This is a genomic window from Tateyamaria omphalii, from assembly GCF_014651375.1.
In the GTDB taxonomy this organism is placed as follows: Bacteria; Pseudomonadota; Alphaproteobacteria; order Rhodobacterales; family Rhodobacteraceae; genus Tateyamaria; species Tateyamaria omphalii.
In genome coordinates this window covers 540719-554746 of the sequence record NZ_BMWT01000002.1, presented here as the reverse complement: position 1 = coordinate 554746, position 14028 = coordinate 540719, and the positions used below count along the sequence as shown (strand labels likewise).

Annotated in this window: 14 protein-coding genes; 10 read left to right on the top strand and 4 right to left on the bottom strand. The window is 58.4% G+C overall.

The genetic code is table 11. The features are described 5' to 3' along the window. Positions 1 to 154: 154 nt before the first annotated feature. The gene (locus tag IE087_RS08295; RefSeq protein ID WP_189368843.1) at positions 155 to 316 is read right to left on the bottom strand and encodes a hypothetical protein; all 162 of its coding nucleotides are present in this window, start codon (positions 314 to 316) and stop codon (positions 155 to 157) included. A 102-nt stretch (positions 317 to 418) separates the two neighbouring features. Here IE087_RS08295 and IE087_RS08290 point away from each other — a divergent pair, with 102 nt between their 5' ends. Beyond that, positions 419 to 865, top strand: a complete 447-nt coding sequence (locus IE087_RS08290; RefSeq protein ID WP_189368842.1) for a MarR family winged helix-turn-helix transcriptional regulator — start codon at positions 419 to 421, stop codon at positions 863 to 865. 2 nt (positions 866 to 867) lie between these two features. Here the strand turns inward: IE087_RS08290 and topA are convergent, their stop codons facing one another. The 3 genes from topA to tldD form a co-directional block, all read right to left on the bottom strand. Next, positions 868 to 3438 (bottom strand): type I DNA topoisomerase, encoded by a 2571-nt coding sequence (gene topA, locus IE087_RS08285; RefSeq protein ID WP_189368841.1) that lies wholly within the window; start codon positions 3436 to 3438, stop codon positions 868 to 870. Positions 3439 to 3536: 98 nt separating this feature from the next. Beyond that, positions 3537 to 4688 carry a DNA-processing protein DprA gene (gene dprA / locus IE087_RS08280; protein WP_189368840.1) on the bottom strand — a complete coding sequence of 384 codons (1152 nt, stop codon included), beginning with the start codon at positions 4686 to 4688 and terminating at the stop codon, positions 3537 to 3539. A gap of 224 nt (positions 4689 to 4912) precedes the next feature. Beyond that, positions 4913 to 6334 (bottom strand): metalloprotease TldD, encoded by a 1422-nt coding sequence (gene tldD, locus IE087_RS08275; protein WP_189368839.1) that lies wholly within the window; start codon positions 6332 to 6334, stop codon positions 4913 to 4915. Positions 6335 to 6522: 188 nt separating this feature from the next. On the opposite strand from tldD, the gene coxB reads away from it, so the two are divergent. From coxB to IE087_RS08230, 9 genes are all read left to right on the top strand, one after another. Beyond that, entirely contained in the window at positions 6523 to 7404 is an 882-nt protein-coding gene (coxB, locus tag IE087_RS08270; protein WP_189368838.1) for a cytochrome c oxidase subunit II, read from the top strand. A gap of 53 nt (positions 7405 to 7457) precedes the next feature. After that, entirely contained in the window at positions 7458 to 8396 is a 939-nt protein-coding gene (gene cyoE, locus IE087_RS08265) for a heme o synthase (RefSeq protein ID WP_189368837.1), read from the top strand. Beyond that, entirely contained in the window at positions 8393 to 8554 is a 162-nt protein-coding gene (locus IE087_RS08260; RefSeq protein ID WP_189368836.1) for a cytochrome c oxidase system small membrane protein, read from the top strand. Before cyoE ends, IE087_RS08260 begins: the two co-directional genes overlap by 4 nt. Next, positions 8554 to 9132 carry a cytochrome c oxidase assembly protein gene (locus tag IE087_RS08255; protein ID WP_189368835.1) on the top strand — a complete coding sequence of 193 codons (579 nt, stop codon included), beginning with the start codon at positions 8554 to 8556 and terminating at the stop codon, positions 9130 to 9132. Before IE087_RS08260 ends, IE087_RS08255 begins: the two co-directional genes overlap by 1 nt. Positions 9133 to 9142: 10 nt before the next feature. Beyond that, on the top strand, positions 9143 to 10000 hold the full coding sequence (locus IE087_RS08250; protein WP_189368834.1) for a cytochrome c oxidase subunit 3: 858 nt from the start codon (positions 9143 to 9145) through the stop codon (positions 9998 to 10000). Positions 10001 to 10075: 75 nt separating this feature from the next. Then, positions 10076 to 10750, top strand: a complete 675-nt coding sequence (locus IE087_RS08245; protein WP_189368833.1) for an SURF1 family protein — start codon at positions 10076 to 10078, stop codon at positions 10748 to 10750. A gap of 13 nt (positions 10751 to 10763) precedes the next feature. After that, complete coding sequence (gene thrC, locus IE087_RS08240) at positions 10764 to 12152, top strand: threonine synthase (RefSeq protein ID WP_189368832.1); 1389 nt, start codon at positions 10764 to 10766, stop codon at positions 12150 to 12152. Positions 12153 to 12173: 21 nt separating this feature from the next. Continuing rightward, positions 12174 to 13436, top strand: a complete 1263-nt coding sequence (locus IE087_RS08235; RefSeq protein ID WP_189368831.1) for a M16 family metallopeptidase — start codon at positions 12174 to 12176, stop codon at positions 13434 to 13436. Continuing rightward, positions 13436 to 14020, top strand: a complete 585-nt coding sequence (locus tag IE087_RS08230) for a GNAT family N-acetyltransferase (RefSeq protein WP_189368830.1) — start codon at positions 13436 to 13438, stop codon at positions 14018 to 14020. Before IE087_RS08235 ends, IE087_RS08230 begins: the two co-directional genes overlap by 1 nt. Positions 14021 to 14028: the final 8 nt, after the last annotated feature.

The following is a 14028-nucleotide window of genomic DNA, read 5'->3' as shown; positions in this document are numbered from 1 at the left end:
GCAACGTGCGCGTTATAATACAAGATGTCGGCGTGATGGCGCGTTGTTGATGTGGAATAATTCCACATCGTGTGGATCTTATTGAAAATGGGCCGCAGAAGAACAATGTTCAGGCGCGCCCGGCGCTTGGCCGGGTGCGCTGCGTTTCTTGTCTTCAATGCTTGAATTTAAACGCCCACTTCGTCTGCGCAGTGTCGTTGGCATTGTCGCTGGCCGGAATGTCCGGCGGGAAGGTAATTGTGGTCGCTGCGGAAGACGTGACTGCCCCAAACATCAGGGCAAATGCGACACCAGTTGCAATGATCGAGCGTTTCATGGTTGTTTCCTTTTACTACGATTCTCGCAGTTATTGTTGCGATTATCGTAGTAATTAGGAGCCCCCTCTTGCAGGTTCAAGAGGTCTGAGCAATTTTCAGGTATGACCAAGGAACATGACCTTCTGCGCCACGTGAAAACGGTGATGCGCGTGTTGCTGATCAGTGAGCGGACCGGGCCCGAACATCAGCACATTATCAAATTCAATCCTCTGGATTTTCACACGCTGGGCATGGTGCGCGCTGATCCGGGCGTCCGCGCATCGGTGGTCGCGGGATCGCTTGGTATAGCGGCGACCACGGCCAGCAGCGTGATCGGGCGCTTGATCAACCGCGGCTGGATCGAACGCAGGCAATGTACCGGTGACCGCCGCGCCTATCAGCTGCGCCTGACGGCCGAAGGGCAGGTGATCGCGGATGCCATCCACGATCAGGATTTAAATGACATGGGTATTTTCTTGTCTGCGCTGACTGTGACAGAGCAGGACGAGTTGATCAGACTGCTCGGCAAAGTCGCTGACCGTGTCGAGGCACTGGAAATTAAAGACTGAAATCAAGCACTTTTCTTGGCCGTCTTCTTTTTCGGGGCAGCCTTTTTGCGCGTCGTTTTCTTCTTGGGTGCTTTTTCTGAGATTAGCTGTACGGCCATCTCCATGGTGACATCCTCGGGTTCCGTGCCTTTTGGAATGGTCGCGTTGACTTTGCCCCATTTGACGTAAGGCCCATACTTGCCCTTCATCACGTTGACCGGTCCGCCCTCGTCGGGGTGTTCACCCAGCTCGTGCAGCGGTTTGGCCGCAGCACCACGCCCGCCTCGACTTGCGACTTTTTCGGCGAGCAGTTGGACGGCCCGGTTCATGCCAACGGTCCACACTTCGTCGATGCTCTCGAGATTCGCGTTGGTGCCGCCGCGGTCAGAGGTGCTTTCCGCGTGTTTCAGATACGGGCCGTAGCGCCCGATATTGGCCCAGACCATGATCCCGTCTTCTGGGTGCGGACCCAGTTCGCGGGGCAGGGACAGCAGCATGACGGCCCGGTCCAGCTCCAGTTCCTCAGGTGTCCAGTCCTTTGGAATCGATTGGCGCGGTGGCTTTTTGTTCTCTTCGGTGACGGCACCGCGCTGTACGTAGGGACCAAAACGGCCTTTGAACACGCGGATTTCATCGCCTGCGTCTTCGCCCAGCAGCTTGCCTTCAGGCGGAATGGCACTGGCCTCGGCTTCCGGATCCGGCGGGCCGAAGGGGCGGGTGTAGCGGCATTCTGGGTAGTTTGAACACCCAATGAAAGCGCCACCTGAACGGGCGGTACGCATTGAAAGCCTGCCAAGTCCGCAATTCGGACACAGGCGGGGGTCACCGCCATCTTCGAGCGGCGGGAACAGGTGAGGCTCTAGCACCTCATTGATCTTTTCCAGCACGTCGGTAATGCGCAGTTCGGATGTCTCTGCAATCGCCGCCGAGAAATCCTGCCAGAAGCGGCCAAGGACATCCTTATAGTTGCGATCGCCGGCGCTGACGTCGTCCAATTCTTCCTCAAGCCCGGCCGTGAAGTTGTAGCCGACATATTTGCGGAAGTAGTTTTCGAGGAAAGCAATCACCAAACGTCCCTTGTCTTCAGGGATCAGTCGGTTGCGGTCCTTGCGAACGTAGCCGCGGTCCTGAATCGTCGTGACGATGCTTGCGTAGGTCGAAGGGCGCCCGATCCCCAACTCTTCCATACGCTTGACCAGCGTTGCTTCGGTATAGCGGGGCGGGGGCTGGGTGAAGTGCTGTTCGGGCGTGACCGACCGCTTGTCGGCAGCTTCGCCTTCGCTCAGCTGCGGCAGGCGCTTGTCGTCCTCATCGACGACCACGTCATCGCGGCCTTCTTCGTAGACTCGCAGGAACCCGTCAAACAGAACAACCTGCCCTGTGGCGCGCAAACCGACTTGGCCATCGTCGCTGCCAATTTCGACCGTTGTGCGTTCCAGCCGCGCACCTTCCATCTGGCAGGCGAGGGTCCGTTTCCAGATCAGGTCATAGAGTTTGCGCTGATCTTCATCCGTGATTTTCAGGCTTGCCGCATCGCGTGCCATATCCGTGGGTCGGATACATTCGTGGGCTTCCTGCGCGTTCTTGGCCTTGTTCTTGTACATGCGCGGTTGGGAGGGCACGTACTCGGCGCCGTAGCGATCCTTGATTGCATCGCGGGCGTTCTGAACGGCCTCAGGTGCCATGTCGATGCCATCTGTCCGCATGTAAGTGATGTAGCCCGCCTCATAGAGGCGCTGTGCCGACGACATGCACTGACGTGCACCCATGCCGAATTTGCGGCTGGCTTCCTGTTGCAGCGTCGAGGTCATGAAGGGAGCGGATGGGTTACGGGAGGCCGGTTTCGCCTCGACCGATTGGATTTTTAGGTCGCGGCTGGTGATGGCCTGTTGGGCCATTTCCGCCTGCGTCTGATTCTCCAGGTCATATTTCTCAAGCTTCTTACCGGCAAGGTTTACGAGACGCGCCTCGTATTCCTGTCCCCGCGGGGACGCGAGGACGGCTTTGACGGACCAGTATTCCCGGGCGCGGAAGGCTTCGATTTCCATCTCGCGCTCGGTGATCAGGCGCAGGCAGACAGACTGGACGCGCCCCGCGGACTTGGCACCGGGCAGTTTGCGCCAGAGGACGGGCGACAGGTTGAAGCCGACCAGATAATCAAGCGCGCGACGCGCCAGATAGGCTTCGACCAGTGGCATATCCACTTGTCGTGCGTTCTGCATCGCTTCGGTGACGGCGGCCTTTGTAATGGCGTTGAACGTGACGCGTTTGACGTCGGTGTCCTTTTTGATGGACTTCCGTTTCGTCAGCGCCTCCTGCAAGTGCCAGCTGATCGCCTCGCCTTCACGATCGGGGTCGGTGGCGAGGATCAGGGCATTGTCATCTTTCAGGGCGTCCGCGATGGCCTTGACGTGTTTCTTGCTGTCGCTGGCGACTTCCCACAGCATGTCGAATTCGTTGTCAGGGTCGACAGAACCGTCTTTCGGCGGCAGGTCACGGACGTGTCCGTAACTGGCCAAGACGGTATAATCATCGCCCAGATACTTGTTGATCGTCTTGGCTTTGGCAGGGGATTCAACAACGACGACAGGCATGTAACGGGGTGACCTCAAACGGGAGAATTTGCTGCTCTATGGCGGCGCAACATGTGGGGCGCAAGGCCTGAATGTCAATATTGCCCAATGGGGTGCGATCAACTGGCGCGGGTCAGAAGGCCACCCGGCGCGCGATCAATGGCGCCATCAAGCTCGAGTTCAACAAGCACCGGCGCGACGGCGGCCGACGGCGCACCGAGGTCGCGGATCAACTGGTCTTCAGCCAATGGGGAGGGGCCAAGGCGTGACAGTATTTGTTGGTGCAGTGCTGCCGTTTCTTGAAGTGTGCGGCGGTCCTTGGGAGCACTTGTCGGTGCTTGTAATGGCAGTTCTGGCGCAGCAACGGGAGCGATCGGCGCCAACGCCTCAAGCACATCGGATGCGTCACGCACCAAAGTCGCTCCATCGCGGATCAGCATATTGCAGCCTGACGCGCGCGCATCCATCGGGTGACCCGGCACCGCGAGAACGTCACGGCCCAGATCAAGCGCATCCCGCGCCGTGATCAGGCTGCCGGACTTGGCAGCCGCCTCAACAACAATCGTGGCTTGGGCAAGACCAGAGATGATCCGGTTACGCGCTGGAAAGTGCCGGGCCATAGGCTGGAGACCCATGGGCTGTTCGCTGATGCGTGCGCCTTGGGCGGCAATATCTTGGGCCAAAGTGGTGTTTTCAGCGGGGTAGATCGTATCAACACCACCGGCTTGCACGGCAATCGTGCCGGTTGCCAGAGCGGCGAGATGTGCAGAGGCGTCGATACCACGCGCAAGCCCAGAAACCACGACATATCCCTCCGCGCCCAAGTCGCGGGCCAATGATCGTGCCATACGGGTGCCAAGTGAGGACGCGTTCCGTGCACCCACAAGCGCAATCATCGGCTTTTTTAGCAGCGATGTTTCGCCCAGCACCCATAGGAATGGCGGCGCATCGCTCAGCTCCATCAACGAAACAGGATAGTTGGAACTGCCGAACGCCACGAGCCGTGCGCCGATGGCGCGCGCGGCCTTCAGCTCGGCATATACGACACCTTCGGGGCAAACCTGGTAGCTCTCAACGCCGGCGGCGCGCGCTACCTCGGGTAGCGCGGCCAGCGCGTTTTGCGCGGTGCCGTGTTCAATCAGCAGGCGTTTATACGTTGAAATGCCGACCCGGCGTGAGCGCAACAGACGGAGACGGGCGAACTGGTCATCTTCCGAGGTGGGTGGGAGTGGGGGGTGAGTGGAAGAAGGATGGGTATCCTTTTCAGTCATCCGAGGCTCCGTCCGTTGCTGAGAATGTTGTAGAATCGGCAAGGTTAACAACGCATGAAGACTCGCTGCTTCATATCAATACGCCCAGTTTCCCCTTGATTTTGTTGTGAAATTTCCGAGCGAAAACAGATTCCATTGTCGTGCCAAAAACACACGCATCAACTGGGCACCGTCCAAAAGCGCCAAAACTTCATTCATTTTAAACAATTGGAATCAGTGCCGGTTCACGCAGCAGATCCACCAACCGTCAGCCCACCGATCATCAAAGTCGGCTGGCCGACCCCAACGGGCACCCACTGCCCCGCCTTGCCACAATTGCCCATACCGGGGTCGAGCGCCATGTCGTTTCCGATCCCGCGGATATGTTTGAGTGCGGTGGCACCGTCGCCAATAAGAGTTGCACCTTTGACCGGCGCGCCGACCTTACCGTTTTCCACGCGATAGGCTTCGGTACACGAAAAGACGAATTTGCCGTTGGTGATATCAACCTGTCCGCCGCCGAAGCCAACTGCATAGATTCCATCCTTGAGATCAGCCACGATGTCTTCTGCCGTGCTTTCGCCGCCCAGCATGTATGTATTGGTCATGCGCGGCATTGGCGCGTGAGCGTAGCTTTGCCTGCGTCCGTTGCCAGTAGCCTTTACGCCCATCAGTCGGGCGTTTTGGCGATCCTGCATGTAACCAACAAGGATACCATCCTCGATCAATGTGTTCTTGCCTGATGGCGTACCTTCGTCATCGACGGTGATCGACCCGCGCCGCTCGGGAATTGTCCCATCGTCAAGAACAGTGACACCCGGCGCAGCTATCCGTTCGCCCATAAGCCCAGCGAAGGCGGAACTGCCTTTGCGATTGAAGTCTCCTTCGAGACCGTGACCAATCGCTTCGTGCAGCAGAATACCTGGCCAGCCGGGGCCGAGGACGACATCCATAACACCAGCCGGGGCAGGGACCGCATCAAGGTTCACGACGGCCACTCGCAATGCTTCGCGTGCCTTGGCCTGCCAATCAGTGCGGTCGATCAGCCCATCGAGGCCAACGCGCCCACCGCCGCCTGCGCTCCCGCTTTCGCGACGCCCATTTTGCTCCACGATGACCGAGATGTTCAGTCGGGTCATCGGGCGGACATCACGCACCGAATGACCCTCAGGGCGCAAGATCTCGACCTCTTGGATCGAGGCGGCAAGCGAGGCCGACACCTGAACGACCCGCGAATCAAGGTCGCGCAGATAGGCGTCGATGTCTTTCAGTGTCTCCAGCTTGACCGGAAAACCGGCCCCGGCAATGGGATCGTCGGACGTGTACAGATGCGTGTTGGTCGGCTGCGGAGCATCCGCCAATGTTCCTCCGCCATCCCCGACCGCGAGGCGGGCGGTTTCCGACGCGCGGCGCAGAGCAGATTCGGAGATTTCTGTGGAATGCGCGTACCCAGCCACTTCTCCTTTTACCGCGCGCAGTCCAAACCCCTGCGCTGCATCATAGCTGGCTGTTTTCAGGCGACCGTCATCGTACACCAGGGCTTCCGATCGGCGGCGTTCAAAGAACAATTCGCCGTCGTCCGCGCCTGCTGTGGCGTCGCGCAGAACCTGTAAGGCCACCGCGCGGTCAATATCCTGATCCAGCGGTGCAAAGGGGGCGTCGGTCATTTGGTATACTCCGGTGTGCTGTGGGGCATTTCGTCACGGCAAGCGTCTGTTTGACGCGCCCCTTATGTCTTTATCTTGAAGCCAAGATATGATTGTAAGTCGCGACAATACAACGGGAGGCGAACGCAACAGGTGTTGCGGCCTTTCTCCGAACCAAAATGTTGATCACTCAAGATCAGGACGACCAGATGAAAAAGCTTTTCTCGATTTCGGGTGTGCTCAGCGCCCTTGCTGCCGCCCCGGCCTGGGCCCAGGATGGCCTTGAGGTGATTGGCCTCCCCGTGGATGGTGCAATGGGTTTTCAACCCGCCGCCACGGAAATCGCCCGCCGCCTTCAATGGCTGGACGGTATGATCCTTGTCATCATCACCTTGATCACTCTGTTCGTGACCGGGCTGATGGCGTGGGTGATCGTGCGCTACAACCGCAAGCGCAATCCCGAGCCTGCCGGCTTCACCCACAACACTCCGGTTGAGATTGCCTGGACCATCATTCCGATCGTGATCTTGGTTTTCATCGGTGCATTTTCTCTGCCCACGCTGTTCCACCAGCAAGAGATTCCCGAAGCGGACGTAACCATCAAGGCCACAGGCTATCAGTGGTTCTGGGGCTACGAGTACGTGGACGAAGGTTTCGCGTTTGACAGCTACATGATCGGCGCGCCTGCAACTGGTGGCGACAACTCCTTGACGCCTGAAACGGAGCAAGCGCTTGTCGACGCTGGATACAGCCGCGAAGACTTCCTGCTGGCAACCGATAACGCCGTTGTTGTGCCCGTTGGCAAAACCATCGTTGTACAAGTGACCGGTGCTGACGTAATCCACGCCTGGACCATCCCCGCCTTTGGTGTGAAGCAGGATGCCGTGCCTGGCCGTTTGGCCGAGTTGTGGTTCACTGCTGAGAAAGAGGGCGTCTATTTCGGTCAGTGCTCCGAGCTGTGCGGCATTGCCCACGCTTACATGCCCATCACGGTCAAAGTGGTGAGCGAAGAAGCATATGCAGAGTGGTTGTCGGGCGCGAAAGCGGAGTTCGCCGGCACACCGCAAGACTTCCAAGTCGCATCCAACTAATCGGGTAGGGCGGAGGGCACCTCCGCCTTACGGTTTTTCAGGCAGAGACGCATATGACGGACGTCAGCTACCAACATCAGACCCACGAGGCCGAAGCGAGCCTTGGTGACTATTTCGCGCTGCTCAAGCCGCGCGTTATGTCACTTGTGGTGTTTACGGCGCTTGTCGGTTTGCTGGCGGCCCCTGTGTCTGTGCATCCCGTTGTCGCGTTTGCATCGATCCTGTTTGTCGCCATTGGTGCCGGGGCTTCGGGTGCGCTGAACATGTGGTGGGATGCGGATATTGATGCCGTGATGAAGCGGACCGTTAAGCGGCCTATTCCAGCTGGCAAGGTCACTCCGGATGAAGCCAAAGTGCTGGGTGTAGCCCTTTCGGGCATGTCGGTGATGATGCTGGCGCTCAGCGCCAACCTGCTGGCCGCTGCTCTGCTGGCCTTCACCATCTTCTTCTACGCTGTAATCTACTCAATGTGGCTGAAACGGTCGACGCCGCAGAACATCGTGATTGGTGGCGCGGCTGGGGCATTTCCTCCGGTGATTGGTTGGGTGATCGCCACAGGCTCAATGTCTGTCGAGGCATGGTTGATGTTTGCCCTGATCTTCATGTGGACGCCGCCGCATTTCTGGGCGTTAGCGCTGTTCATGAAGTCGGACTACGACGATGCCGGTGTGCCGATGCTGACGGTGACGCACGGGCGCAAGGCGACGCGCCTGCACATTCTGGTTTACACGGTGCTGTTGGTGGCGCTTGCCGTCGGCACTGCATTCACGGCCATTGGTGGTCCAGTCTATCTGACCGTTGCTGTGATCCTGAATGCTCTGTTCCTCAAAGGTGCTTTTGATATCTGGCGCCGGGATGAGACACAGGCCGAAGCGGATGGCTATGTAGTAGAGAAATCGTTCTTCAAGCTGTCGCTGCTGTATCTTTTTCTGCACTTTGGCGCGATCTTGCTTGAGGCAATGTTGCCCGCTGCGTGGGGGATTTGGGCGTGAGCATCAAGGCTGAGCACGAGATTCACCAGCGCCGCAAAGGGCGCAACGTCGGTGTTGGCTTGATGCTGGTTGGCTTCGTTGTTCTGGTCCTGGCACTGACTTTTGTGAAAATCACGGGCGGCGCGTTCGAGTTGCCCCGTCTAGAGGAGACACAGTAATGCGCCACCTCTCTGGCCCACAGAAGACCGTTTTCCAGACGCTTAGTTTGGTCTTGGTCATGGGCGGCCTCGCCTGGGCATCAGTCCCATTCTACGATTGGTTCTGCCGGGTCACTGGCTTTGGTGGAACGCCGGGCGTTTCCGAAGTTGCCAGCGACGACATTCTGGACCGAACAATCAAAGTACGTTTCGATGCCTCGCTGGAACGGCATATGCCATGGCATTTCACACCAGAAGTGCGTGAGATGGAGCTGCGGATCGGTGAGACCGGCCTTGCCTTCTACGAAGCATACAACCCGACAGACAAACCCATCGCGGGCTCGGCGAGTTACAACGTCGCCCCCTACGAAGCCGGTGGATTTTTCTCTAAAATCGACTGTTTCTGCTTTGAGGAGCAGGTGTTGCAGCCCGGTGAGCGCGTGATGATGCCCGTGACGTTCTATGTGGACCCCGAGATCGTCACGGATCGCGATGCAAAATACGTGCACACAATCACGTTGAGCTATACATTTTACCAAATCGACCTGCCCGAAGGCTATGCCGCGCTCGAGCAGGCGGAAGATACAAACCTGAACTGAGGGACGGACAATGGCCCACGCAAAAAATCACGACTACCACATTCTTGCGCCATCGACCTGGCCCTTGATCGGCGCGCTGTCAGGCTTCACCATGCTGTTTGGCGCGGTTGCCTGGATGTCCGGCGGCATGACTATCTTCTTCAAGTCGATCGAACTGAGCGGCCCGTGGCTGTTCCTGATCGGTTTCGTGGCCGTCCTTTACACCATGTTCGGTTGGTGGACTGACGTTGTCGCAGAAAGCAAGGTGGGGGATCACACGCCCGTGGTCCGCATCGGCCTGCGCTATGGCTTCATCCTGTTCATCATGTCGGAAGTGATGTTCTTTGCTGCATGGTTCTGGTCGTTCTTCAAGAACGCCATGTACCCGATGAGCGAATATGTCGGCACTGAATATGTGCAGCCTGAAATCTACCACGTGGACGCGTTCCATCTGCCGCTGATCAACACCCTGATCCTGCTGCTTTCCGGTTGTGCCGTGACCTGGGCACACCATGCGCTGGTCCACGGTGGCGCGCGCAAGGACGTGGTGAATGGATTGGCCATCGCTGTTGTGCTCGGCGTTCTGTTCACCTTCTTCCAAGCCTACGAATACTCATACCTGCTCTACCAAGGTTGGGAGTTTGGCGGTGACAAGTTCTTCTCCAACTTCTTCATGGCGACCGGGTTCCACGGCGCGCATGTCATCATCGGAACAATCTTCCTGTTCGTGTGCCTGTTGCGCGCGATGAAGGGACACTTCTCGGCCGAGAAGCATATCGGCTTCGAAGCCGCCGCGTGGTACTGGCACTTCGTTGATGTGGTCTGGCTCTTCCTGTTCTTCGCTGTCTACATCTGGGGCGTTGGCGTCATGCCCGGCCTTGACCACTAAACTGCGTTAACCGCACCAAGATCAAAGCGCGCGGTTTCCGCGCGCTTTTCACTTTCAGACAGGACAATCGCGCGCATGCGTCGCCTTCTCTTTCTGATGACATTCGGCCTGATGGGGGCGGGCATCCTGATCAGCCTTGGGGTCTGGCAGGTGCAACGTCTGGCGTGGAAGCAGGACCTCCTCGCGCGCATCGAAGCGCAGATTTCTGCGGAACCCATCGCGCTTAAGGAAGCGTTGGAACCCACCTTTCAGCGCTATGCACCGGTCGAAGTGGAAGGTGAGTTCGGAGTCGACCACATTCGCATGCTGGCATCCCGCAGAACGACCGGAGCCGTGCATCGCATCATACGCCCGTTTAATGTTGAGGGCTTTGGGTCGGTGCTTGTCGACACAGGCTGGCAGGTTGACGGGCGTGAAGTGCGGAGCGTAACACAAGTGCGCCTTACGCTTGTGGGCAATCTGGATGCGCCCAATGAAGTGGATAAATTCACACCCGCACCTGACCCTGAAGCAAACCTTTGGTTTGCACGTGATGTACCTGCATTGGCCGCGGCCCTGAATACACAGCCCATCCTAATTGTGCTGCGCGATGTGCCGGAAACTGACCTCGGCGTGACGCCTTGGCCTGTAGACACCGCTGGCATTCCGAACGATCACCTGCAATACGCAATCACCTGGTTTTCGCTTGCGGCGATCTGGGTATTGATGACTGCCTATTTCGTGCTGCGCACCAACCGCAGCCCGCGCTGAGAAAGACGAACCCATGCGCTACATCTCGACCCGTGGACAGGCCCCGGTGCTGACCTTTGAAGACACGATGCTGACGGGCCTTGCCCGTGACGGCGGTCTATACGTTCCCGAGACGATTCCGACCCTTGATACGGCAACAATTGCCGAGATGGAGGGGCACCCCTACGAAGAGATCGCCTACACAGTCATGCGCCCATTTGTGGGTGACACCTTTACCGACGAAGAATTCCGATCCTGCATTGACCGCGCTTACGCAGGGTTCGGTCATGCGGCGCGTGCACCCATGGTGCAACTGGATCAGGGACATTTCCTGCTTGAGCTGTTCCACGGACCCACGCTTGCCTTCAAGGACTTCGCCATGCAGCTGATTGGTCAGCTGTTCCAGACAGCGCTGAAGCGGCGCGGGCAACGCGTGACAATCGTTGGGGCCACCAGCGGCGACACCGGATCGGCTGCAATCGAGGCATTCCGCGGTCTCGACAACGTTGACGTATTCATCCTGTACCCGCATGGCCGTGTGTCCGAAGTGCAGCGTCGCCAGATGACGACGCCAACAGAAAGCAACGTGCACGCATTGGCGCTGGACGGTGATTTTGACGACTGTCAGGCGCGGCTCAAGGATATGTTCAACGATTTCGAGTTCCGGGATGGTGTTGGCCTTGCCGGTGTAAACTCGATCAACTGGGCGCGTGTACTAGCGCAGGTCGTATACTATTTCTCGGCTGCTGTGGCCCTTGGTGCACCGCATCGAAAAGTCAGCTTCACAGTTCCAACAGGCAACTTTGGCGACATTTTCGCAGGCTACATCGCCAAGCGCATGGGGCTTCCCATTGAGCGTCTGGTCGTTGCAACAAACCAGAACGACATTCTGCACCGGTGTCTGAGCGGGCAGGGCTACCACAAGGGCGATACGATCCCGTCCATCAGCCCGTCCATGGATATACAGGTCAGTTCGAATTTCGAACGCGCGCTTTTTGACGCTTATGACCGCGACGGTGCGGCTGTCGCGCAATTGATGAATGAGTTGAAGGCAGGCGGCTTCGACATCAGCCAAGGCGCAATGCAGGTGCTGCAGGAACATTATGCTTCTGGCCGGGTGTCCGAGGATGAAACCAGCGCGCAGATCACGACCTCCCTAAAGGCGAGCGGTGAGCTTCTGTGCCCACACAGTGCAGTTGGCGTGCATGTTGCTGATATCGAGCGGCAGATGGGTACGCCCATGATCACGCTTGCCACCGCACATCCTGCGAAATTCCCTGCGGCAGTCGAGGCAGCAACAGGGATCACGCCCCCCCTTCCACCCAGGATGGCAGACCTGTATGAACGCGCGGAACGGCTGACACGTGTGCCAAACGATCTTGAAGCGCTGAAAGCGCATATCATCAATCACCGTGCGCAGTAGCAACAGAGCAGCGAGACGACTTTGACCACGCAGACCCATCGCCTGAGCAACGGCTTTCGCATCGTCACTGAACATATGCCGGGGCTTGCTTCGGCCTCTATTGGTATCTGGGTGGGCGCGGGCGCCCGCCACGAAACACCCGAACAGAACGGCATTGCCCATTTCCTGGAACATATGGCGTTCAAGGGCACCAAGCGGCGCAGTGCGTTGCAGATTGCCGAGGCCATCGAAGATGTGGGTGGCTACATCAACGCCTATACAAGCCGCGAAGTCACAGCATATTACGCCCGCGTTCTGGAAAACGATGTGCCGCTAGCCCTGGATGTTCTGGCCGACATTCTGCTGAACCCCGTTTTTGATCAGAGCGAGATCGAGGTCGAGCGCGGTGTGATCCTGCAAGAGATCGGGCAGGCACTGGATACGCCGGACGATGTCATCTTTGACTGGTTGCAGGAACAGGCTTATCCCGAACAGCCGCTGGGCCGTACGATCCTTGGCCCCTCGGAACGGGTGTCGTCCTTTGGACGTGCCGATCTGTCCCGCTTCGTTGATGAGCACTATGGCCCGGAACAGATGATCCTGTCCGCCGCTGGTGCCGTTGATCATGACGCCATCGTACGATTGGCCGAGGAGCTGTTTGGCCATCTCAGCCCACGACCAAAACGCGTTGCGGATCTCGCCACCTTTGCAGGCGGGGAAGAACGGCGCATCAAAGCGCTGGAACAGGCGCATTTCGCGATGGCTTTTGAGTCGCCCGGGTATCGGGACGACGCAATCTATACCGCCCAAATCTACGCCAGTGCTTTGGGGGGCGGCATGTCCAGCCGCCTGTTCCAGGAGGTGCGCGAGAGCCGCGGTCTTTGTTATACCATCTTCGCGCAGGCGGGGGCCTATGCTGACACAGGCATGACGACGGTTTACGCCGGCACTTCGGCAGAGCAAGTTGCTGACCTTGCCACGATAACAGTGGACGAGATCAAGCGTGCGGCCGACGACATGACCGCTGCAGAAGTTGACCGAGCGCGTGCCCAGATGAAGGCGGGGTTGTTGATGGGGCTCGAAAGTCCGTCGAACCGCGCGGAACGTCTGGCAAGGCTGGTGCAGATTTGGGACCGTGTGCCAGCATTGACTGAAACGGTTGCGCTGATCGACAGCGTTACGGTCGCAGACGTGCGCGCCTTTGCTGAACACATGGCCACACAGGCACCAATGGCCTTGGCGCTTTACGGGCCTATTGATTCAGCACCAACACGCATGGCTCTGCAGGAGCAGCGCGCCGCCTGATGATCCTGAACAAGCGGAAATTGCGGATCGAGACGGAGCGGATGACGCTGCGGCCGCCAACACATTCCGACTTTCGGGACTGGGCCACGCTGCGTGCCACCAGCGCAGAACACCTCACCCCGTGGGAGCCGAGCTGGGCAAATGATCACCTGACCCGCAAGGCGTTTACCAATCGCGTCTATTGGGCACAGCGGTCGGTGACCAGTGGCACCGCGATGCCCTTGTTTTTGTTCCGACGTGGCGATGACGTACTTCTGGGCGCAATCACGTTGGACAACATCCGACGCGGCCCTGCTCAGGCCGGAACCCTTGGCTATTGGACAGGTGCGCCGCACGCACGGCAAGGATACATGCGCGAGGCGATCCTTGCGGTTGTGCATCACGCATTCACGCGGCTTGACCTCAGTAGGATTGAAGCGGCTTGCCTGCCGGAAAACGTAGCGTCGCGCGGATTGCTCGAGACGTGCGGTTTCAAATACGAAGGTGTCGCGCAAAGCTATCTTCAGATCGGTGGACGCTGGCGGACGCATGTTCTTTATGCAGCGTTGCGCATGGACAGGCGTGGACGAACCGATGCGGGATAAAACCTGAC

Excerpts from the sequence above, each read along its gene's own strand:
- cyoE (WP_189368837.1), top strand. The coding sequence starts at position 7,458 with ATGACGGACGTCAGCTACCAACATCAGACCCACGAGGCCGAAGCGAGC.
- IE087_RS08255 (WP_189368835.1), top strand. The coding sequence starts at position 8,554 with ATGCGCCACCTCTCTGGCCCACAGAAGACCGTTTTCCAGACGCTTAGT.
- coxB (WP_189368838.1), top strand. The coding sequence starts at position 6,523 with ATGAAAAAGCTTTTCTCGATTTCGGGTGTGCTCAGCGCCCTTGCTGCC.
- IE087_RS08295 (WP_189368843.1), bottom strand. The coding sequence starts at position 316 with ATGAAACGCTCGATCATTGCAACTGGTGTCGCATTTGCCCTGATGTTT.
- IE087_RS08250 (WP_189368834.1), top strand. The coding sequence starts at position 9,143 with ATGGCCCACGCAAAAAATCACGACTACCACATTCTTGCGCCATCGACC.
- thrC (WP_189368832.1), top strand. The coding sequence starts at position 10,764 with ATGCGCTACATCTCGACCCGTGGACAGGCCCCGGTGCTGACCTTTGAA.
- dprA (WP_189368840.1), bottom strand. The coding sequence starts at position 4,688 with ATGACTGAAAAGGATACCCATCCTTCTTCCACTCACCCCCCACTCCCA.
- topA (WP_189368841.1), bottom strand. The coding sequence starts at position 3,438 with ATGCCTGTCGTCGTTGTTGAATCCCCTGCCAAAGCCAAGACGATCAAC.
- IE087_RS08230 (WP_189368830.1), top strand. The coding sequence starts at position 13,436 with ATGATCCTGAACAAGCGGAAATTGCGGATCGAGACGGAGCGGATGACG.
- IE087_RS08290 (WP_189368842.1), top strand. The coding sequence starts at position 419 with ATGACCAAGGAACATGACCTTCTGCGCCACGTGAAAACGGTGATGCGC.
- IE087_RS08245 (WP_189368833.1), top strand. The coding sequence starts at position 10,076 with ATGCGTCGCCTTCTCTTTCTGATGACATTCGGCCTGATGGGGGCGGGC.
- tldD (WP_189368839.1), bottom strand. The coding sequence starts at position 6,334 with ATGACCGACGCCCCCTTTGCACCGCTGGATCAGGATATTGACCGCGCG.